We start from the raw sequence: 19,401 nt of genomic DNA, 5'->3' as shown, positions 1-19,401 counted from the left end.
GGGTCGGGCATGGGCAACAGCGCGACCCAAGAAGGGATTTTAGGACGAGCCGAAGCAAACTGGTGCATCAAGTCGGCCCCTCATTGCGTCGCCAAAGGTCTTCGCACCGAGTTCTTACGAGAGGCTCAATACTTATCTCTGGAATTAAGTATTGTGTCCCCGAACCTGGTGTCAGACAGATTTTATCCGGCCGGACGCGCGCGGGCGCACGAAATATTGGATAATGGACGCCCAATTGGTGTTTCTCCCGTAGACCCGAAGTCTTGGAGAATGTCATGAACGGACAGCTTTCTTTCGAGTGGCGGCGCCGGCAGAACTGGATCATCATCGGCGTGTTGTACGCGCTCTTCATGATGTCGCGGTACAACTATTCGGCCATCTCTCCCCTTCTGCTCGCCGCCTTCGGGTGGACCAAGCAGGACCTCTCCATCCTCGAGACGTCTTTGCCTTTCTTCTACGGCTTGTCGGTCATCATCAACGCCGCCATCGTCGACCGGATCGGCGGCCGCAAGGCCTACCTCATCGGCTCGGCCGGCGTGGTGGCCGCCAACATCGCTTTTGGCGCCGGCCACTGGCTCATCGGCCACTTCGCCCCGCGTGAGACGGCCTACATCATGTCGGCGGTCTGGGCGGTCAACGCCTACTTCCAGTCCTTCGGCGCGATGGCCATCATCCAGATCAACTCCCAGTGGTTCGCCCCTCACGAGCGCGGCACCTTCAGCGCCATCTTCGGCATCCTGATCCGGATGGGCCTGGTCTTCGCCTTCTCGGGCGTGCCGGCCATCGCCGCGGCCACGACTTGGTACTGGGGCTTCTGGATCCCCGCCGCCCTGGTCGCCGTCGTCGCGGGCCTCGACTACTTCTTCGTCACGGACAAGCCGGAGGAGGCCGGGTACCCGGCCGTCATCCCCGAGGACCAGGGCCGGGCCCGGGTCAAGCCGAGCACGTGGGAGCTCATCAAGGGCGTGGTCAGCAACAGGAACGTCCTCATCTTCGCCCTGGCCTCGATCATGATCGGCTTCGTGCGGCGCAGCGTCGTCGATTCCTGGTGGCCGTTGTACCTGAAGGAGGTCATCGGGGTGACCGGCACCAGCCCCGTCGCCCAGGTCATGCCCTGGGGCATCGCCGTCTTCGGCATCCTGGGAGGCTTCGCTCTCGGCCCCATCTCGGACCGGATGGGACGCCGCGCGCCGGTCATCAGCGCGGGCTTTTTGGGCATGGCGGTCAGCCTCGTCATCTTCTACTTCGTCGGCGCCAAGTGCCTGGGCGGGTGGGAGACGGTGCTCTGCCTGTCGTTGCTGTCGTTCTTCGTCAACGGGGTGCACGGGGTGATCATGGGCGCGGCCTCCATGGACGTCGGCGGCAAGCACGGCTCGGCCTCGGCGGCGGGCATCTTCGACGGGGCGCAGTATTTCTTCGCCGCTCCGTTCACCGGCTGGTTCGTGGGCAAGATCACCACGAACTTCGGCTGGGACGTCTGGAAGATCTGGCCCGTCCCGTTCGCCATCATCGGGGCCGTCCTCATGCTCTTCGTCTGGAACGTGAGGTCGACCAAGCACGCCGCCCACTAGTCCGCGCCGGCGCCCCTCGGTTGGGTGCCGGTGGTCAACTTTCTTAACTTTTCAACTTTCCTTCCGATAAGTTAAATAAGTTGACAAAGTTGACCACCGGCACCTTATTCGAAGTTGACCACCGGCACCTTATTCGTTATTCGAAGTCAAAGCCTGGCACCCGTCCCTCGTCATTCCCAAGAGACTTTTTGGGGCCTTGACAAATCAATCGCCGGGGTGTATGCTGTACTAGCAAGCTAGTACACAACCATGATCCGCATCGCCCCCGACTCCGCGGTCCCGCTCTACGACCAGATCAAGGCCGGCCTGCGCGGCTTGGTGGCGCGCGGCCAGCTCAAGCCCGGCGACGAGGCGCCCAGCATACGCGCCTTGGCCGTGCGCCTGCGCGTCAACCCCAACACCGTGGCGCGCGCCTATCGGGAGCTGACCGCGGAAGGCTTCTTCGAGAGCCGTCGAGGGGAAGGCAGCGTGATCTCGGCCTCGGCCGTCAAGCGCCTGCCCGGCAACATGGCCGAGCTGAGCGATGGCTTGCGCGAGTCTTTGCGCCACGTCCGGCGCGGCGGCCTGGGCTGGCCGGAGATCGAGGCCGTCCTGAAGGAAGCGCGCAAGGAGGAGCCATGAACGCCATCCGATTCGAGGGCGTGAGCCGTTCCTTCTCCGGCAAACCAGTCCTGCGCGGCGTGAGCGCAACCGCGGAGATTGGCAAGGTGGTGGGTCTCCTGGGACGCAACGGCGAGGGCAAGACCACCCTGCTGCGCATCCTGCTCGACATCCTGGCCGCGGACTCCGGAACCATCGAGGTACTGGGCCGCAAGCCCGACGGCTCCGGATCCATCCGCGCGCGCGTGGGCTACGTGCCGGAGCGGCCGGCCTTCCACGACTTCATGAGCATCCGCGAGGTGCTGGAACTGCGGCGACGCTTCTTCCCGCTGTGGAAGGAGGACAAGGCCGAGGACCTCTGCCGCCGGCTCAAGCTCGATCCGGCCGCCAAGGTGGCCAGCGCGAGCAAGGGGACCTTGGGCAAGTTGGCCTGGGTCTGCGCCGCGGCGCACGAGCCCCAGCTCTTCCTTTTAGATGAGCCGACCTCGGGCTTGGACGCCTTGGTGCGCGAGGAGCTGCTCGCTCATCTCATCGAGGAGCTGCGCAGCGAGGGCCGGACCTTCCTCATCGCCAACCACCGCATGGAGGAGCTCGCCGGGCTGCTCGACGAGATCTGGGTGCTCGCCGACGGCCGGCTGACCGCGCACGACGCCGAGGCTCTGCGCTCCGGCGCCCGGCGCGTCACCGGGCGCTGGGAGCCCCCGGCGTCCTTGCCTCCGGGGCTCAGCGCGGCGCGCTTGTACCGGGACGGGCCCTTGGCCGAGTTCGCGGTGTTCAGCGAAGCCGCGGTCCGCGACCTGGCGGCCGCGGGCCTGCAAGACGTCCATGCCGAGCCCCTGCCCTTCGAGGAGACGCTCAAGCTTCTGCTGGCCGGGCCGGGAGGTGCGGGCCATGACTGAACAAGAGCCTCACGTCCGTATCGTCCTGCCGCGCATCCCGAGCTGGTTCTTCGAGCTGCCGCGCCTGGAGCTGCGCAAGCAGCGGCTGGCCTTCGTCGGCTTGGCCGCGGCTTTCATCGTGACCCTGCCGCTGGCGTGGCTCGGAGCGGTCATCGGGCACGCGGACCGCCGCGCCGCCATCGACGCGCTGTTCCTGTTCTGGACCACGGTGGGCCTGCCCGGCGCCGCGGCGCTCCTGGGCGCCTCGGCGGGCGTCGGCTTGCGCGCCGAGCCAGCCGCGGCGGCCGAGTCCGTCCTGCCCGCCTCGCCCGCGCGCCGGGCGGCCATGGCTTTAGCCGCCGCGGCCCTGCAACTCGCTGCCTTGGCCGCCGTCGTCCTGCTCATGGCCGCGGCCGTGAGCCCGGGCTGGCGCACCACCTTCACGGAGCTGGTCTGGTCCGCGCCCGAGTTCCAGCGCGCCGTGTTCCGCCTGCTGGCCTTCAACCTGGGCTACATCCTGGCCGCGAGCTTCGTCTGCGCCTACGGCCTGGGCCACGGCTTGGCCGGGGGCCTGCTGGGCCTGGGCTTGGCCGGCATAGGGTCTACGGCCCTGGCCGCGGCCAGCGGGATGCAGGCGCTCTACGACGAGCGCGAACTCCTGCGGCCGGGCGGGCTCTTCATGATCGAGGCCCTGTGCCTGAGCGGGGCGGCCTACGCTCTGGGGCGCTGCGCCTCGCGCCTGGAGCGCCGCGCGGGCCTGGGCTGGCTGGACTTCACGCTCTGCGGCTTGGCCGTGTCTTTCGGCTCCGTGCTCTGCGTGCTGGCCATGGTCCGCGCTTTCGGGTGTCTGGTGCACCATCCGCAGCCTATCCGCCACGAGGACTACTTCGCTCGGGCCCACAGTCTGGCCTTGCGCCTGGTGCCGGGCTTGCGGGAGGCCGACGCGCAGGGTCTTCTGGTCGGCGACATGGACGGCAGGCTCATGCTGCTCAAGCCCGACGGCAGGCGGACCGTGCTGGCGCCGGGGGAGCGGGTCACCTTGGGGGACATCTTCGACGTGCCCTTGCTGGACCGCAACCAGTCGGCCGAATGGGACGCGGACGGCACGCTCTGGTCTTTGCACAGCAAGCCCCTGCTCAATTCCTGGCGCCGCACGCTCATGCACGGCCGGCCTGGGGAGCGCTTCAAGCAACTGCCGCTGGCCGGCGACGGCGGCTGGCAACTGGTGCATCGCGGCCTTCAAGTGGGGACCTTGGGCTGGTCCGGTGACGGCAAGCAGAGGTTCACCCCGCTCTCGGCCCAGGGCCTCGCCGCCTCGCGGTCCGTCGCCGGGGAGCTTCCCAAGATGTTCTCCGAGGGCTGGGCCGAGCTGGGCCTGGCCGCGGCCGCGGGCAAGGACGGCAAGTCCATCTCCTGGCGCGGCCGGACCTGGCGCCTGCCCGGAAAGATTGTGGACGGCATCATGTTCGAGCTGAGCCTGTTCCCGGCCGTGACCGCCAAGCCGGCTCCCGTGTTCGCGCTCAACGCGTTCGATCAGAAAGGCGCGTCGACCATGGTGCTCTGCCGGCCGGGCGCCAAGGCGCAGACGCCCTGGCCGGGGAAGCGCTTCTATGCCGCCGGCCTGTCCGCGGACGGGACCTTGTGGAGCAACTTCACCAATCGGACGCTGCTCATGATCCGGCCGGACGGCAGCGCAGCTCCCCTGCTGGACCTGGCGCCGGCGCTGGCGGCCCTGCCGCGGCAGAAGGGAAAGCCCAGCCAAGGCCTGTCGCGCTTCCCCATCCTCCTGCGCGTGGGAGACGGCGAGCTTTGGGCCCTGCTGAGCGGCCGCTGGCTGGCTAGGCTCGACGCCAAGAGCGGCGCGCTCAAGGCCTGCTGGGAGCTGCCTTGCCGGCCCAAGAACGGCCGCGACTCGGTCCAATCCGTGCCCGCGGGCTTCTTCCTGCATGACGGGGAGAGGACCTTCTTCGTGGACTGGGAAGGCAAGGCCAGGAAGCTGATGTGAGGCCCGGCGGCTTGGAACAAGTTGAAAAAGTTGAGAAAGTTGACCACCGGCACCACCGGTGTAATTTTTCCGGCCGCGGCGGTGTAGTATAGGTGTGCTCTTAGCGGCCATGCCCCCACAGTCCCGGACCAACGTCGACCGGCTCATCGAGGAGCACAGCGACCGGGCCTATGCCGCCGCCTACAGGCTGACCGGCAACCAGACGGACGCCCAGGACCTCGTGCAGGAGGCTTTCCTGCGCGCGCTGGAGAAGGCCGGACGCTACGACCCGGCCTTCGACTTCGGCGGCTGGCTGCATCGTCTTCTGTACCGGGTCTATCTCAACCGGCGGCGCGGCCAGGGCCGCCGTCGGGAAGTGCCTCTCGAGGCCGCGGACGCGGGCGAGTGGAGAGCCTCTCCCGAGGAATCTCCGGAAAGCGCCGCGCTGCGCGGCGAGACGCAGGCCCGGATCGCCCAGGGGCTGGCCCGACTTCCGGAAGACCTGAGGGCCTGTGTCGTGCTGGTGGACGTGGAGGGACGCAGCTACGAGGAGGCCGCGGACATCCTCGATTGGCCGGTGGGCAGCGTGGCCGGGCGCCTGTTCCGAGCCCGGCGGCTTTTGCGCGGCTGGCTCAAGGAACAGCCGGGAGAACAACCATGATCTGTGCCTGCGTGAAGAACCTGTTCGATCTCCATGTCCAAGGCCGGCTCGTCGCCTGGGAACAGCGCCGGGTGGAGGCGCATCTGTCGCATTGCGCCCGCTGCGCGGCCGAGGCTCAATCCTGGCGGCGGCTGTTTGCGGGACTGCGCGCCGTGCCGGCCTTGGCCGCGCCGCCGGAGCTCAAGGCCGGCCTGCGCCGGAGCCTGGCGGGCCGGTCTGCGCGGCCCGCGCAGCGTCCGGCGGCTGAGGCCCTCGCCCCATGGGCGCAGAGCGTCCCGTCTTTGGCCCTCGTCTTGAGCTTCGCGGCCTTCCTGCTCTCGGTCTCCGCCTCGATCCTGGGGCCGGGAGTCCCCATGCAGGGCTGCAGCGACAGTCCCCTGTCGGTCTGCGCGCCGCATACCTCCACCGTCTCCGTCATCAGGAGGTCGCCATGAACATGGACTGGTCGTGGCGTGCGCTCGTCCGCCTGCTCCTGCAGGCCCTGGCTATCGTGCTGCCCATCGCGTTCTACCTGCGCACCTACGATTCGTGCATGATCAAGATCACCTTCCTGCAGCTGGGGACCTTGGCGGCCTTGACCGTCTGGGCCGTCGGGGTGCTCGAGGAGGGCCGGCTGGAGCTGCCGTCCCGGGCCCTGCCCGTGCTCGGCCCGGCGGTCCTGCTCCTGGCGTGGAACGCCCTGCGCTTCGCCTTCGCGGAGCACCGCTGGGCGGTCTTGAACGGCTTCGCTACGCAGGAGTGCTTTTTGCTCGCCGTCATCCTGGCCCTGGCGGTCTTCTCCCGGCGCGACCTGCGTCAGGCGGTCGGCGTCATCCTGGGCAGCTGGGCCGTCGTCGTCCTCTACGGCTTCCTGCAGTGCCTGGGCCTGGACCCGTTCGTCTGGAAAGGAGCGTTCGGGACGCGGGTGTTCTCAACCATGGGGAACCCGAATTTCCTGGCCAGCTACCTGCTGGTCTGCGCGCCGCTGGCCTTGGCTTGGGCGCTGGACGATGAGCTGCCCAGGCGGCTCAGAGGCGCGGTCGGAGCGGTCGCCCTGCTGAGCTGCGCCGTGCTGGGCTGGACCGGTTCCGCCTGGGAAGGCATCTTCTTCGTCGCGATCATGGCGCTCTTCGCCGGGCTGTCCTTCTTCGTGCTGCCGGAGCGCAAGAGAGCCGCCGCGATCGGGCTGGCCGCGCTGTGCGCGGTCGCCAGCCTGCTCTGCTCGGGCCGCGGGCCCGCGGCCGAGGGCCGGCCGCAGCACCGGGACTACGACCTCTCCTCCCAAGCCAAGTTCCTGCCCAAGACCTGGAAAGGGACGCTGGCGCTCAACCTCTCCCAGCCTCTGCTCGGCTCGGGCCCCGGCTCCTACTGGGTCAGGTATCCCGCCTTCCGCACGCCGGAAGTGATCCTCTTCGAGCATAAGCACAACACCGAGACCGACCACCCGGAGAACGAGCTCCTGGAGCAATGGACGGAGGGCGGCTTGGTCAGCCTGGGCTTATGGCTGTGGCTCTTCGGCGCTTTGCTGCTGCAGGGCTGGCGCCGGCTGCTCGGCCGGGACGCGGGGCGGGAAGATCCGGTCTGCACGCTGGGACTCTTCACGGCCCTGGCCGCGGCCCTGCTCGCCATGCTGCTGAGCAGCTCGTCGCGCTATGTCATGCCCGGCTGGCTCATGTATTTCGTGGCCGGCCTGCTGGGGGTCCTGGCCTGCGCCGAGTCCGGCCCGGCGGCCCCGGTGCTGGCCGCGCCCCTGCCTTTCGGGGGCGGGGCGCGCCGCCTCCTGATGCTCCCGGTCCTCGCCGCGGCTCTGGGCCTGGGCTGGTACTGCGTGCGCTGTTTCCGATCGGACATCCGTCATAATGTCGCCATCTACCACTCGAAGGAGGGGTCCTGGGACAAGGCCCTGCAGGAATACGAGCGGGTGGTCCCGGGCTCACCCGCCTATGTCATGAGCCAGTACTTCGCGGGCAACGTCCTGCAGGACCGCGCGGACCCGGGCGACCTGGACCGGGCCGTGGCGCAGTATCAGCGGGTGCGCGCGCTGGCGCCCGACTACGTGAATGTCCACTACCAGGAAGGCTCGGCGTTGCGCAAGCTGGGGCGCAAAGAGGAGGCCATCGCGCGCTTCGAGGCCCAGGCCGCGCTCGATCCGGTCTGGGACGCTCCCTGGCGTCAGCTCAAGGAGCTCTATAGCGAGACCGGCCAGCCGGAGAGGGCCGAGGCCGCCGCGCGGAAAGAAGAGTCGGCCAAGGAGCAGTGGGAGCGGAACGCGCCCTAATGCGGTGCCGGGGGTCAACTTTCTTAACTTTTCAACTTATTCCAATTGGGAAGTTAATAAGTTGACAAAGTTGACCACCGGCACCAGAACGGGTCTAGCCCAGGACAGCGACGATCTTGGAAGGGGCGGTCGCGCCCTTGATGATGCGCAGGCGCTTGGCCTCTATTCCCAAGCGCGCGGCGAGCAAGGAGAGCACCGCGGCGTTGGCCTTGCCCTGCTCGGCTTCGGCCTTGACCCAGGCCTCATAGGCGGTCGGGCCTTTCTCCTCCAGGCGGTTCTCGCGCGAGTCCGGGTGCACCTTCACGCGCAGGAGCTTTTCCATGGCAGGTTTGTGAAGTGTGTGAGGGTCTGACCCCATCAGCGCAGGGCCGCGGCGAGAACGAGGGCGGCGAATACAAGGCGGTAGGCCACGAAGACGCCGACGCCGCGGTCCTTGAGATAAGCGAGCAGGAGCTTGATGCAGGCCAGGCCCACCAGCGTGGTGACGAGTATCCCGAACCAGAAGGCGCCGTGCGCCGCCTCGGCCCCCACGTGGCGCAGCTTCATGACCCCGGCGCCGATGACGATGGGGACCATGAGCAGGAACGAGAACCGCGCCGCCTCCTCGCGCTTGAGGCCCAAGAGCAGTCCGGCCGTCATGGTGGAGCCGGAGCGCGACACGCCGGGAACCACGGCCAAGGCTTGGGCGCAGCCGATCAGGAATACGTCGCGCAGGCTCAGGTCCTCGGTCCGCCTCTGCTGGCGGCCCAGCCGCTGGGACAGGCCCAGCAAAAGCCCGAAGGCCGCCAAGGTCAGCGCGATGATGACGGGCGAGTGCAGGTCCCGTTCGACGCGCTTCTCCAGCAGGAGGCCGACGACGCCGCCCGGAACGGTGGCCAGCGCGATGGCCCAGAAGAGCCGGCGCTGGGCGGACTCGGCCTTGGAGAGCCCGGCCTTGAGGAGCTCCACCCAGTCTTTCCAGAAATAGACGCAGACCGCGATCATGGTGCCCCAATGCAGGGCCACGTCGTAGTCCAGGCCCTGGTAGCTCCACTTGAAGAGCCAGGGCACCAGCACCAGGTGCGCGGAGCTCGAAATGGGCAGGAACTCCCCCAGGCCTTGGACCAAGCCAAGGACCGCGGCGTGCAGATAGCTCATCAGGGGGCCGGCGGAGCGGCCGGGGGCGAGGCGGGCGGTTCCGCTGGAGGCGGCGGCTCGGGGCCGGGCTCGGCCGCGGCCTCGCCGCGCTTGAACACGCCCAGCAAGGCCAGCGCGGCCAGGACGGCCAGAAGCAAGAGCAGCCCGCCGAAGATGAGCAGGCCCGTGACCGGCGCACGCTCGCGCTTGACCGGGACGGCCTGGCGGGGCGCCTCCTTGGCGTCTCCGGGCATGAGGAAAGGCTCGCCGTCCTTGGAGGCGCGCGCCTCCAGCAAGAGCGGCTCGAAGGTCGGGTCGAGCGCGAAGGCGGTCTCCAAGGTCTTGACCATGCCGTCATGGTCGCCGCTGCGGCCCTGGGCGTAAGCCTTCAAGGTCAGGAGCGTGGCGTCCGTCGCGTAGAGGGCCAGGGCCTGGTCGGCGGTCGCGATGGCCGCCGCGTAGTCCTTCTTCTTGTTGAGCGCGAAGATCTTGTTCTTGAGAAGGTCCAGGTCCTTGGGGAAGGACTTCAGGCCCCGCTCGGAGATGGCGAGCAGCTGGTCGTAGTTGCGCAGCTCGCGGGTGGCCTCGGCCCAGGCGTCGAAAGCCCGCGAGTTGTTGGGCTGCAGCTCGGCGGCGCGCCGGGCCGCGGCCGCGGCCTCGGCGGGCTTGCCCTGGGACAAGAGCGACTGCGACTCCATGAGCTTGTCATAGGGCGTGGGCTGGTCCAGGACGCCCGGCCCGGACGGAGGCGCGCTGATGACCTGGGAGGGGATGTTCTCGTCCGGCAGCCCGCCGGTATCCAGGCCGCTGCCTTGCGTGCCCTGCAGAGACTGCTGCTGAGGCTGCTGCTGGCGCTGGTCCGGGGGAGCGTTGGCCTTGCCGGAGAAGGGCTTGGGCTTGAGGTTGGCGGATTCCTCCTCCACGTCCTTCTGCGGCTTCTTCTTGAAGTCCATCTTGTCGATGGGCTTCTCGCCGCAGGTCAGCTTGGAGATGCCCATGGCCTTCTCGTCTTTGGGGTTCATCCCCAGCGCGGCCGTGGCGTCGGAGCAGGCCGCGGCCTTCGCCCCCGCCTGGAACTCGGCCACGGCCTTGGCCGTCAGCGGGTTCATCGGCGGCTGGCTGTCCTCGGCCAACGAGGCCGTGGGAGCCAGGAGCGCGGCGCAGAGCCAGAGGAACTTCATCAGCCTAGAAGCCGCCCATTCCTCCCATCCCGCCCATGCCTCCCATGCCGCAGGAGCCGCCCGAGGGACAGCCGTCGCAGCCGCCGCCGGAAGGCATGTCGTCGAATCCTCCGCCCTTGCCTTTCGACGAGACTCCGGGCACCTTGCTGGAGACTTTCACCACCTTGCCCAGCTTCTTGTCGTAGGCGTAGGTGCCGGTGGTGTCGTCGGTCTTGGAATCGGTCTGAGTGTGTTTCTTCTTGGTCATGGTTTCCTCCGGTCCACTAATTATAGGAATTAGGCTTCGTGTAAAGCGCGGATCTCCGCGTCGGCCTGGCGCAGGCGCAGGGCCAGGGCCTTGGAGAGCCGGGTGAGCAGCTTGAGGCCCAGCTCCGGGTCGCGGCTCGCGGCCTCCTCGCAGCGCCGGCGCGAGAGCGTGAAGAGCTCGGTCGGGGCCAGGGCCACGGCCGAGGCCGCGCGCCGGCCGCGGTCCAGGAAGGCCATCTCGCCGAAGAAATCGCCCCGGGAGAACACGGCCAGCAGGCGCCGGCCGCCCGAGGCCACGTCGAGCTCGATGCGCACCCGGCCGCGGCGGATGAGGTACATCTCGTCGGCCGCCTCGTCGCCCTGCTTGAAGACGGGCTCCCCCGGCGCCAGCGCCCGCGAGCCGGTGCAGGCCTTGAGCGCGGCGAGGCACGAGGGGTCCAGGCCTTTGAGCAGGTCGATCTCCTCCAAAGGCAGGGGCGAATCGGGCGCCGCGCCCCCCAGGTTCTTGGCCAGTATGCGGTCTTCGGCCCAAGTGAAAGCGTCGTCCAAGGTGGGGAAGAGATGCGCGCGCCGCGCCGGGTCGGCCAGGCCCAGCAGGCGCAGGTACGAAGTCAGGTCCTGGCCCGTGGGCGAGGTCTGGGGGATGTTGGCGAAGAGCAGGCGGCCGCCGCGCTCGAAGAGGCGGTTCTCGATCATGTCGAGCATGTGCGCCGCGGTGAAGTCCACGGAGAGCACGCGCTTCATGTCGAAGATGAAGTACTTGCGCCGGGAGAACTCCGGCTCGACGTCGGTGTAGAGCTGGTCGGCCGTGCCGAAGAAGAGCGAGCCCTGCAGCTCGAAGATGGCGATCTTGGAGCCCTCGCGCGCCAGGACCGCCGCCTCCGCGGGCAGCCGCCTCTGGTGGGAGAAGACCTGGTCGCCGTAGACCTTGCGCCGCACCACGGAGGAGTGCATCATGTTGCGGATGAAGAGCAGGATGGAGAGGGCCAGGCCCACGCCCGAGGCCAGGACCAGGTCCACGGACACCGCGGTGGCCACCACCGCGGCGGCGACCGCGAAGTCGAACCAGGTGGCGCGCTGGCGCAGGAGGTGGAAGCTGTGCCAGTCGAACATGCGGCCGGCCAGCACGATGAGCATGCCGGCCAAGGCCGAGAGGGGCAGCCAGGCCACGGCGCGGCTCAGCAGCAGGAAGGCCGCCACCACGAAGACGGCCGAGAACAGGCCCGAGGCCCGGGAGCGGCCGCCGCTGGAGAGGTTGACCACGGTGGGCGCCATGGCGCCGGAGCCGGGCATGCCGCCGGCCAGGCCCGAGAGCGCGTTGCCCAGGCCCTGGCCGATGAGCTCGCGGTTGGAGTCGTGGCGCGTGCCGGTCATGGCGTCGAGGACCACGCAGGTCTTCAAGGTGTCTATGGAAAGGAGGATGGCGAGGGTCAAAGCCGGGAAGAGCAGCTCGCGCACCTGGGAGAACCCCAAAGCCGCAGCCACGGCCCAGCGCGTGGTCCAGGCGCCGAAGCCCGCGGCCTGCAGGCCGAGGGGGCCGATGACCAACGGGTTGCCGGCCGTGACGCGCAGGTCGGGGCGCCAGAGCGCCAGCGCCAGGTAGGCCAGCACGCCGCCGGTCATGCCGAGCACGGTGGCCGGGATCTTCTTGGTGAGCTTGGGCCCCGCGTAGATGCCGGCGATGGTCGTCAGTCCCACCACCACCGCTTCCCAGCGCCATGCCGACAACGTCCAGAGGCCCGGGGTCAAAGCCATGCCCTTGGGCAGGCCGAGGAGCTTGGGTCCCTGGCTCAGGACGATGAGGATGGCCACGCCGGAGAGATAGCCCGTGACCACGGGATAGGGGATGTACTTGATGAGCGTGCCCCCGCCCAGGAGGCCGAAGGTGATCTGCAGAAGCCCCACCAGGAGCCCGACCACGAGCAAGAGCACCATGACCTGCTCGGGGCTCTGCACGTGCAGCAGCAGCGTCGCGGCCAAAGGGGCCATGACCGCGGCCGCGGGCGCGCAGGGCGTCGAGATCAGGCGCGGCGCTCCGCCCGCCGCTGATGCGGCCAGGCCTATGGCCGCGGCGCCCAAAAAGCCGGCCAAGGCGCCGTAGGCCGCGTAGGCGGGGCCGAAAGCGGCGTAAGTGGCCACTCCGAAGGCGATGGACTGGGGCAGGACCACGAGCGAGGCGGCCAGGCCGCCCCAGGCGTCGCCGGTCAAAGCGCTCTTTTCGTACGCCATTGAGCGATTATAGTCTTTTTCTCTTAAAATGAATTTCCGTCCAGACAGCGCTAGCTGTCTGGACGGAAATCCGGCCGTCCCCCCGCGGGGACGGCCGTGCCGTTGAAGGGCCGCCGCCTCAGTAGATGTCCTTCTCGCTGACGCTCTTCGCCCGCCCCTTCCAAAGCTTCCGTTCCGCCGGGGTCAGGAACTTCTTGTGCACGATGATGTCGTAGACGTTGTCCCTCAGCCACTCTCGGTACATGTGGAACACTCCGTGGTCTCCGGCGGCCTTGCCCCACGAGTTCTCCACCTTGAACTTGACCGCCGGGGCCTTGGAGTCCGGCCGGTCGAAGCCGGTCATGAGCATGATGTGGTTGGCGCCGGCGGCCTTGATGAAGCTGGCGAAGCGCCGCGAGGCCTTGGCTTTGGCCTCGGCCTTGCTCAGCCCGTAGGCGCGGGGGCGCTTGTAGATGTCGGGGTGCATGATGCCGGTGGCGTCGTCCATGTCCTTGCCGGCGTCGGCCGAGAAGTACACGGGCTGGCCGCCCTGCAAGGACGCCAAAGCGAGCTCCTCAAGGCGGTCGACGCCCAGGTTGAGGTAACGCGTGTCGTAGCGCCGCTCGCCTTTGCGCGCGGCTCCGATGGCGGAGCGCTTGATGCGGTAGGTCGCGCCTTCGGGCAGGTTGGGCTGGCTGGCCACGGTCACGTAGTCCTCGGGCTTGAAGCCCACGAACTTCTTGGAGAAGTCCTGCGGCGTGAACTCCTGGGCGCGGCCCTTGGGGGAGGCGCGGTACTTGAAGGTCTCGGGCGGGGTGCCCAGGTGCGAGGCCAGGATCTTCCAGACGCGCTGCAGCGCCGCCTTCTTGATCGCCGCGGTCTTGCGCGCCGCGGCCGGGGCCTTGAGCCCGCGCGTCTGGGCGAGCAGCTCCTCGATGCTGCCGGCCAAGGAGAGGGCCAACTCGTCGTTGAGGGTCTTGGTGGAGTTGGAGCTGTCGGTCTCCTTCATGGCGGCCTTGGGCACCATGCCGTACTTGGCCACCAGGAACTGGAAGTACTCGAAGGCGCCGCCGTCGCTGAGGGTGTTGTCGGGGTCCAGGTTGGCGACCTCGCGGAGCTTGCGGTCGGAGACCTTCTTGCCGTCCGCGCGCTGCACGGCCAGGTCCGCCGTCTTCTCGAAGGCGCGGTTGGCTTTCTCCAGCATGTTGAAGAAGTGCAGGTAGTTCTCGGAGAACTCGAACTTCTTGGGGACCTTGCCCTCGGACATCAAGAGCGAGCGGATCATGTTGAGCCCGGCGAAGATCCAGCAGCGGCCGGTGTCCTGCTGGTCCGTGATTCGGCCCATGGGCAGCTCGTCGGTGTAGGAGCTGTCGTGCTTGGCCACCAGCTCGCGGTTGAGCGCGGCCTCGGTGAAGCCTTCCTTCTGCAGCGCGCCGCGCCTGCGCTTGGTGGTCTCGGGCAGGCGCTGGTCCTTGCGCTCCATCTGCTTGACCCAGTCGGGGTCTATGCCCTCGACTTCCTTGGCGCGCGCGGCCTGCGCGGCCTTGTCGTAGAAGAGGGCCTTGAGGGTGGAGAGGATGTCCGTGCGGGCCCGGGCCGCGCCTTCGGAGAAGCGGCCGTGCTCTTGGGCCAGAGCCTCGGCCTGGAGCTGGGCGCCTTCCACTGCGAAGGCCGGCAAGGCCGCCAGAGCCTGAGCCGCGGGGTCCGCGGTCTGGGGGACGGCCGCAGGGGCGGGTAGAGCCGTGGGGGGCAAGAGCGGCAAGGCCGCGGCGCCTGGCTGGCCCTGGACGGTCGGGACCGCCTGGGCCGAGAAAATCGGGCCGCTCAATGGGGCGCTTAAAGGCGAGAGCCGGGTGTCGAGGCCGCTGGCCAGGCCCGCGCCCAAGGCCGCGCCGCTGTAGCCTGCGACCGGGCTGGCCGGCGCGCTTGCGCGCACGGGCGCGACCGCGGCTCCGCCCGCAAATAAGCCGGCCGGCAGCCAAGCTTGGCCGAGCATGAGGGCGGCCAACACGGCTGCGACGGGTCGTCTGCCCCGCATAGCCTGATTCTAGGTCTGTTTCAATGATTCCCTCTGGGCCTTGTGGGCCCCTGCTCCGTCGGACAAACGGCCTAGGGGTTCTGGGTCCCAGGTCTCGGTGTGGAGCCGTTTTTGTATCATTGAGTCATGTCCATCGCGAACCTGGGGCGTCTGTGCCGTCCGTTCATCCTGCCCGCGTCCTGCGCGGTCTTTCTGCTGGCCGCGGCGCCAACGCCAGAGCCGGCGGCCAAAGACGGCTTGCGCTGGCTCCGCATCCCGGGCGGGGGCTTCATGCCGGGCGCCGAGGGCTCCGCGCAGCCGGGCCGGCGCGTGACGCTGAAGCCGTTCGAGATGGCCAAGGCCCCGGTGACCAACCTTCAGTATCAGGCCTGCGTGAAGGCCGCGGCGTGCACTCCGCCGCATTTTTCGGATGGGACCTGCTACGTATACGATGGAGAGCGCTGGAAGCCGGGGAACCTGCCCGCCTCTTTCCAGGGCGATGATCAGCCGGTGGTGTGCGTGAGCTGGCATCAGGCGAGCGTGTTCTCCAATTGGGCGGGGGGCAGGCTGCCCAGCGAGGCCGAGTGGGAATATGCGGCCCGGAGCGCGGGCCTGGACCAGGAGTATCCCTGGGGCGGCCAGGAGCCGGACTGCGAGAGGGCCGTGATGGACGGCCAGGGCTGGGGCTGCGGCCGCAAGTCCACCTGGCCGGTGTGCTCCAAGCCCAAGGGCGACACCAAGCAGGGCCTCTGCGACATGGCGGGAAACGTCTGGCAATGGGTCCGGGACAGGGACAAGCCGGCCGGCGCACGCCGCGTGGGCCGCGGCAGCGCCTGGCACAACGGGGCCAAATCCATGCGCGTGGTCGACCGCGGCGCATTCGACCCGGCCATCCCGGTCGATGACGGCGGGTTTCGGCCGGTGCGTGCGGCGCGCAGGAGATCCCGCTAGCATGACCCGCCCGCGCGCTCCCTCCGAGGCTTTGCAGCGCTACGCTTTGGGCCTGGCCCGCGAGCGTCTGCTGGCGCCGGCGGCCAAGGACTCGGGCCAGCGGCGCGCGGCCCTTCTGCGCAAGCTCAGGGCCGCGGGGATCAAGGGCTGGCCGAAGCGCATGACGCTTTTCACCAAGCAGCTGCCCATGGGCTGCCGGCCTTGCCTGCAAGGCCAGGGGAGCAACCTGGTGATGACGCTCAAGTGCAACCGGGACTGCTTCTTCTGCTTCAACCCGAAGCCGCGCGCGGCGGGCATGAGCGTGCACGGCCGTTCGGTGCGCTCCCTGAAAGAAGGGGTCGAGCTGCTCGCGAGCCTGGGCGTCAAGAGCGTGGGCATCAGCGGCGGGGAGCCCCTGCTTGAGAAAAAGAAGGTCCTGGCCTTGGCCCGGGCTCTGCGCAAGCGCTTCGGCCGCTCATTGCGCATCGACCTGTACACCAACGGCGATCTTCTGAGCGCGCCGGTGCTCAAGCAGCTGAAGTCGGCCGGGGTGAGCGGCCTGCGCGTGAATCTGGCGGCCAACGGCTACGACCCGGCGCCGGTGGGCATGGCCTTGGAGGTCTTCAAGGACGTGGAGGTCGAGATCCCGATGATCCCGGAGGATAAGGGGCGGGTCCTGGTCCTGCTGGGCCAGCTCGAGGAGCTGGGCTGCCGGCACCTGATCCTGCACGAGCTCTTCGCTTCCGCGGCCAATGTCTCGCGCCTGTCGGGCCGGCGCGCGCATGCGCGGCGCTCCGGGCTGACCTGGTCGGGGGTGGAGGCCAGCGAGGAGGCGGCGCTGGAGGTGCTTCTGGCCGCGGCCAAGGCCAAGAGGAGCATCTCGGTGTATTACTGCTCCACGGGCACGCAGGGCTGGATCTCCCGGCGGGCCATGGCCCGCGCGGCGCGCGGCTAGGCCGGTCCCGATTGCGGCGGCAGTGTCGCGACAGGCCTTTGGGCAGGCCACCAGCGCGTCAATGGCCCATTATGGCGCCCGGGTACTGCGCGCCGCCGTGCGACCCAGGCCAGGCGGAGCGCCGCAGGCGGCCGGCGGGCTCGCGGGCTGCGGGGAAAAAACCGAGCCGGATGCCGTACACGGCCAGGATGGCGTCTAATGTGCTCACCGCCGGGTTGCCGGTCTCAGACAGTGTCTTGTATAGAGTGGTCCGGCTCAGCTTCGTCTTTTTCGCCAGGACCCCGACGCCGCCTTGGGCCTCTACGACATTGCGGATGGCCTTGAGCAGGAACCTGATATCGCCATCCTCCGCGACGGAATCGAGGTAGGCTGCCGCTTCCGCCGGGGCGGTGAGGTGCTTCATCAGGTACTCGTGATGAGAAACGGTGCGATTCATGTCAGCCTCCGGTACTGCGCCCACAGCTCCTGAGTCCTGCGGATGTCCTTCTGCTGCGTCGACTTGTCTCCCCCGCAGAGGAGCAGGACGACTTTTGGTCCGTCCTCCCCGTAGTAGAGGCGGTAGCCCGGCCCGAAATCGATGCGCATCTCGCGGACGCAGGCGCCGACGGGACGATGATCCCCGAAGTTGCCGTCCTCCGCCCGGCCGATGCGCTTGAGGATCGCGGCGCGGCCGGCGACGTCCCCGAGGCGGTCAAGCCATTCTCCGAAGACATCTCTGCCGTCGACGACATAGTGGAGGACCTTCCTCTTGCGCGGCGGCATGTCGCTGATCATAAGTGTATCCTATAAACGACAGTCTGTCAAGGGCGCGGCTCCCTACAATACATACGAGCTCGGGCCGAAAAAGTTCCCCAGGGCGGGTGGGCCATTACTCGGCGGGACGGATTTTCTTACCGTCGGCGAGGAATCCGGGGTTGGGCCCGCCCTGGCGCGCTCAGTCCGGATCGGGCCTGGCCTTGCGGTCCCAGGCTCTGCGCTCGGACTTCTCGAGCAGGCTGCGGGGCACGGTGATGTAGGTGACGTACTGGCGGAACCACTCGCGGTACATGTGGAAGACTCCCTGGTCGCCGGCCTTGGGGCCCCAGGAGTTCTCCACCTTGTACTTGACCACCGGCCCGTTCGCGTCGGGCCGGTCGAAGCCGGTGAAGACCATCAGATGCCCGCCGCGCTCCAGGCCGAGGTCGAAATCCTTCGTGCGCGAGAGGCGCTCGGAGGCGTCCGCCACGCCGTAGAGGGCCTCGCGGTCATAGACCGCCGGGTGCATGATGCCGGTCTTGGGGTCGATGTCGCGGCCCACCGGCGCGCGGAAATAGACGGCCTTGCCGCTCTGGATGGACTTGACCACGAGCTCTTCCATGCGGTCGACGTCCACGTTGAGGTAGCGCCAGTTGTAGTTGTCCTTCTTCTTGGCCGCCACGCCGAGGCTCGAGTCGGCTTGCTCATAGGCGACGCCGTGGCGCAGGTGGGGCAGAGCGGCGATGACGACGTAGTCGCGGGGGTCGAAGCGCGCGAAGCGCGCGGCGAACTGTCTGGGGGTATAGCTCTTGCGGGCGGCCTTGGTCCCGTAGTTGAACCGGGTGGGGGGGATGCCGAGGTGCGCGGAGAGGATCTTCCAGACGCGCTCCAGGCCCTGCCGCTTGATCTCCATGACGCCGCCGCCGCCCTTTCCGGTGACCAGGCTGCGGGCGTCGGCCTGGAGCTCCTGCATGGTCTTGCCGATGGCGTAGTCGAGGTCCGCGTCGAGCAGGGTGGTGTTGCCGGAGCTCTTGGTCTCGCGCATGGCGGACTTGGGCACGAGGCCGTACTTGTTGATCAAGAACTGGAGGGCTTCCATTCCGCCGCCGTCGCCGACCTCGGGGCTGAGCTTGCCGAAGGTCTTCAAGGGCTCGCCGGCGCCGCCCTTGAGGTAGAGGCCGCGGATGACTTTCTCGATGTGCTTGTTGGCGCGCTCGAGCTGGGAGTAGAAATAGAGGTAGTTCTCGGAGAACTCGAAGTCCTTGGAGACCTTGCCCTTGGCCACGAGCTGGTCGCGGATCATGTTGAGGCCGGCGAAGATCCAGCAGCGGCCGGAGTCTTTCTGGTCGGTGACGCGGCCGACGGGGAGCTCGTCGGTGTAGCGGTTGTTGTGCGCCGCCAGGAGCTCCTTGTTGAGGGCGGTCTTGCGGAAGCCCTTGGTCTGGGCCTTCTTCTGCAAGGCGAGGGTGGCGGGGTCGGCCTGCCGGCTGCGCTTGATCTGGCCTTTGACCCAGTTGGGGTTGAGGCCTTCGTCGATCTCGATGCGGACGGCTTTGGGGCCGTCGGCGCCCTCGGAGGCGCCGGGGGTGCGGACCGCGGCCTGTTGGTCGTAGAACTGGGGGATGTCCTCGTCTTTGCCCTTGCTGGCGGAGTCGGCGAGGGTCTCGAGGCTCTGTTGGGTCGTGACTTGGGGAGCTTGCTCCTGCGGGACCTGGGCCGGTGTGAGAGCGGCGATGGGGGCGATCGCGGGGACGGGGGACACCTGCGGTATCGGAAGTTCCGCCGGTGCCGGCCGGACGGACACCTCTACGGCCGGGGCGAGGCTGGGTGTGAGGCTGGGCGATAGGAGGCCGGGCTGAAGCTGCAAGGTGGAGACGGGCGAGAGGCGCATGGCGCCGACGGCCGAGGCGGCGCCGCCGGGGACGGCCATGCCGGAGACGGGGGCGGCGGTGATGACTGCGGCTTGGAGAGGGGCGCAGAGGAGCAAGGCCGCGGCTGCTATTAGGGAAGGTTTGGTTTTCATACGCCTTGAGAGAGAGGGTAGCCGGCGGGGGGCGGCAAC

General features: G+C 68.4%; 19 protein-coding genes. 10 read left to right on the top strand and 9 right to left on the bottom strand.

Features of this window, described 5'->3' with window-relative positions:
- The 8 genes from NTY77_19275 to NTY77_19240 all read left to right on the top strand — a co-directional run.
- Window positions 1-279, top strand: a 279-nt coding sequence (locus tag NTY77_19275) for a hypothetical protein (GenBank protein ID MCX5797638.1), incomplete at its 5' end; no start/stop codon positions are given.
- Complete coding sequence (locus NTY77_19270; GenBank protein MCX5797637.1) at window positions 276-1,571, top strand: MFS transporter; 1,296 nt, start codon at window positions 276-278, stop codon at window positions 1,569-1,571. The genes NTY77_19275 and NTY77_19270, both read left to right, overlap by 4 nt.
- A gap of 249 nt (window positions 1,572-1,820) precedes the next feature.
- Window positions 1,821-2,192, top strand: coding sequence for a GntR family transcriptional regulator (locus tag NTY77_19265; protein MCX5797636.1), 372 nt, complete (start codon window positions 1,821-1,823; stop codon window positions 2,190-2,192).
- Window positions 2,189-3,070, top strand: a complete 882-nt coding sequence (locus NTY77_19260; GenBank protein ID MCX5797635.1) for an ABC transporter ATP-binding protein — start codon at window positions 2,189-2,191, stop codon at window positions 3,068-3,070. The genes NTY77_19265 and NTY77_19260 overlap by 4 nt, the downstream gene beginning before the upstream one ends.
- Window positions 3,063-5,054, top strand: a complete 1,992-nt coding sequence (locus NTY77_19255; GenBank protein MCX5797634.1) for a hypothetical protein — start codon at window positions 3,063-3,065, stop codon at window positions 5,052-5,054. Before NTY77_19260 ends, NTY77_19255 begins: the two co-directional genes overlap by 8 nt.
- 109 nt (window positions 5,055-5,163) lie before the next feature.
- On the top strand, window positions 5,164-5,694 hold the full coding sequence (locus NTY77_19250; GenBank protein MCX5797633.1) for an RNA polymerase sigma factor: 531 nt from the start codon (window positions 5,164-5,166) through the stop codon (window positions 5,692-5,694).
- A complete protein-coding gene (locus tag NTY77_19245) occupies window positions 5,691-6,128 on the top strand; it encodes a zf-HC2 domain-containing protein (protein ID MCX5797632.1) in 438 nt (145 codons plus the stop codon). Before NTY77_19250 ends, NTY77_19245 begins: the two co-directional genes overlap by 4 nt.
- Window positions 6,125-7,951 carry a hypothetical protein gene (locus NTY77_19240; protein ID MCX5797631.1) on the top strand — a complete coding sequence of 609 codons (1,827 nt, stop codon included), beginning with the start codon at window positions 6,125-6,127 and terminating at the stop codon, window positions 7,949-7,951. Before NTY77_19245 ends, NTY77_19240 begins: the two co-directional genes overlap by 4 nt.
- 94 nt (window positions 7,952-8,045) lie before the next feature.
- Here the strand turns inward: NTY77_19240 and NTY77_19235 are convergent, their stop codons facing one another.
- The 6 genes from NTY77_19235 to NTY77_19210 form a co-directional block, all read right to left on the bottom strand.
- The gene (locus NTY77_19235) at window positions 8,046-8,273 is read right to left on the bottom strand and encodes a DUF167 domain-containing protein (GenBank protein MCX5797630.1); all 228 of its coding nucleotides are present in this window, start codon (window positions 8,271-8,273) and stop codon (window positions 8,046-8,048) included.
- 35 nt (window positions 8,274-8,308) lie between these two features.
- A complete protein-coding gene (gene uppP / locus NTY77_19230) occupies window positions 8,309-9,088 on the bottom strand; it encodes an undecaprenyl-diphosphatase UppP (GenBank protein ID MCX5797629.1) in 780 nt (259 codons plus the stop codon).
- Window positions 9,088-10,248 (bottom strand): hypothetical protein, encoded by a 1,161-nt coding sequence (locus NTY77_19225; protein ID MCX5797628.1) that lies wholly within the window; start codon window positions 10,246-10,248, stop codon window positions 9,088-9,090. The genes uppP and NTY77_19225 overlap by 1 nt, the downstream gene beginning before the upstream one ends.
- A 4-nt stretch (window positions 10,249-10,252) precedes the next feature.
- Entirely contained in the window at window positions 10,253-10,495 is a 243-nt protein-coding gene (locus NTY77_19220; protein ID MCX5797627.1) for a hypothetical protein, read from the bottom strand.
- 29 nt (window positions 10,496-10,524) lie between these two features.
- Window positions 10,525-12,723 (bottom strand): SulP family inorganic anion transporter, encoded by a 2,199-nt coding sequence (locus NTY77_19215; GenBank protein MCX5797626.1) that lies wholly within the window; start codon window positions 12,721-12,723, stop codon window positions 10,525-10,527.
- A 118-nt stretch (window positions 12,724-12,841) separates the two neighbouring features.
- Window positions 12,842-14,740, bottom strand: coding sequence for a hypothetical protein (locus tag NTY77_19210; protein ID MCX5797625.1), 1,899 nt, complete (start codon window positions 14,738-14,740; stop codon window positions 12,842-12,844).
- A 126-nt stretch (window positions 14,741-14,866) separates the two neighbouring features.
- On the opposite strand from NTY77_19210, the gene NTY77_19205 reads away from it, so the two are divergent.
- Window positions 14,867-15,670 (top strand): formylglycine-generating enzyme family protein, encoded by an 804-nt coding sequence (locus NTY77_19205; GenBank protein MCX5797624.1) that lies wholly within the window; start codon window positions 14,867-14,869, stop codon window positions 15,668-15,670.
- A gap of 1 nt (window position 15,671) precedes the next feature.
- Window positions 15,672-16,604 (top strand): radical SAM protein, encoded by a 933-nt coding sequence (locus NTY77_19200; GenBank protein ID MCX5797623.1) that lies wholly within the window; start codon window positions 15,672-15,674, stop codon window positions 16,602-16,604.
- A gap of 58 nt (window positions 16,605-16,662) precedes the next feature.
- On the opposite strand, the gene NTY77_19195 is transcribed toward NTY77_19200, so the two are convergent.
- The 3 genes from NTY77_19195 to NTY77_19185 all read right to left on the bottom strand — a co-directional run bounded on the left by NTY77_19195 (window position 16,663) and on the right by NTY77_19185 (window position 19,362).
- Window positions 16,663-17,040 carry a transcriptional regulator gene (locus NTY77_19195; GenBank protein ID MCX5797622.1) on the bottom strand — a complete coding sequence of 126 codons (378 nt, stop codon included), beginning with the start codon at window positions 17,038-17,040 and terminating at the stop codon, window positions 16,663-16,665.
- On the bottom strand, window positions 17,037-17,378 hold the full coding sequence (locus NTY77_19190) for a type II toxin-antitoxin system RelE/ParE family toxin (GenBank protein ID MCX5797621.1): 342 nt from the start codon (window positions 17,376-17,378) through the stop codon (window positions 17,037-17,039). Before NTY77_19190 ends, NTY77_19195 begins: the two co-directional genes overlap by 4 nt.
- 160 nt (window positions 17,379-17,538) lie before the next feature.
- Window positions 17,539-19,362 carry a hypothetical protein gene (locus NTY77_19185; GenBank protein MCX5797620.1) on the bottom strand — a complete coding sequence of 608 codons (1,824 nt, stop codon included), beginning with the start codon at window positions 19,360-19,362 and terminating at the stop codon, window positions 17,539-17,541.
- Window positions 19,363-19,401: the final 39 nt, after the last annotated feature.

The organism is Elusimicrobiota bacterium, from assembly GCA_026388095.1.
GTDB lineage: Bacteria > Elusimicrobiota > Elusimicrobia > UBA1565 > UBA9628 > UBA9628.
Note: the sequence above shows the minus strand (reverse complement) of the source record. Positions and strands in the feature narration are given on the sequence as shown.

Bases quoted from the DNA above. Each gene is read 5' to 3' on its own strand.
- NTY77_19270 (MCX5797637.1), top strand. From the start codon at position 276: ATGAACGGACAGCTTTCTTTCGAGTGGCGGCGCCGGCAGAACTGGATC.
- NTY77_19265 (MCX5797636.1), top strand. From the start codon at position 1,821: ATGATCCGCATCGCCCCCGACTCCGCGGTCCCGCTCTACGACCAGATC.
- NTY77_19260 (MCX5797635.1), top strand. From the start codon at position 2,189: ATGAACGCCATCCGATTCGAGGGCGTGAGCCGTTCCTTCTCCGGCAAA.
- NTY77_19255 (MCX5797634.1), top strand. From the start codon at position 3,063: ATGACTGAACAAGAGCCTCACGTCCGTATCGTCCTGCCGCGCATCCCG.
- NTY77_19250 (MCX5797633.1), top strand. From the start codon at position 5,164: ATGCCCCCACAGTCCCGGACCAACGTCGACCGGCTCATCGAGGAGCAC.
- NTY77_19245 (MCX5797632.1), top strand. From the start codon at position 5,691: ATGATCTGTGCCTGCGTGAAGAACCTGTTCGATCTCCATGTCCAAGGC.
- NTY77_19240 (MCX5797631.1), top strand. From the start codon at position 6,125: ATGAACATGGACTGGTCGTGGCGTGCGCTCGTCCGCCTGCTCCTGCAG.
- NTY77_19235 (MCX5797630.1), bottom strand. From the start codon at position 8,273: ATGGAAAAGCTCCTGCGCGTGAAGGTGCACCCGGACTCGCGCGAGAAC.
- uppP (MCX5797629.1), bottom strand. From the start codon at position 9,088: ATGAGCTATCTGCACGCCGCGGTCCTTGGCTTGGTCCAAGGCCTGGGG.
- NTY77_19225 (MCX5797628.1), bottom strand. From the start codon at position 10,248: ATGAAGTTCCTCTGGCTCTGCGCCGCGCTCCTGGCTCCCACGGCCTCG.
- NTY77_19220 (MCX5797627.1), bottom strand. From the start codon at position 10,495: ATGACCAAGAAGAAACACACTCAGACCGATTCCAAGACCGACGACACC.
- NTY77_19215 (MCX5797626.1), bottom strand. From the start codon at position 12,723: ATGGCGTACGAAAAGAGCGCTTTGACCGGCGACGCCTGGGGCGGCCTG.
- NTY77_19210 (MCX5797625.1), bottom strand. From the start codon at position 14,740: ATGCGGGGCAGACGACCCGTCGCAGCCGTGTTGGCCGCCCTCATGCTC.
- NTY77_19205 (MCX5797624.1), top strand. From the start codon at position 14,867: ATGTCCATCGCGAACCTGGGGCGTCTGTGCCGTCCGTTCATCCTGCCC.
- NTY77_19200 (MCX5797623.1), top strand. From the start codon at position 15,672: ATGACCCGCCCGCGCGCTCCCTCCGAGGCTTTGCAGCGCTACGCTTTG.
- NTY77_19195 (MCX5797622.1), bottom strand. From the start codon at position 17,040: ATGAATCGCACCGTTTCTCATCACGAGTACCTGATGAAGCACCTCACC.
- NTY77_19190 (MCX5797621.1), bottom strand. From the start codon at position 17,378: ATGATCAGCGACATGCCGCCGCGCAAGAGGAAGGTCCTCCACTATGTC.
- NTY77_19185 (MCX5797620.1), bottom strand. From the start codon at position 19,362: ATGAAAACCAAACCTTCCCTAATAGCAGCCGCGGCCTTGCTCCTCTGC.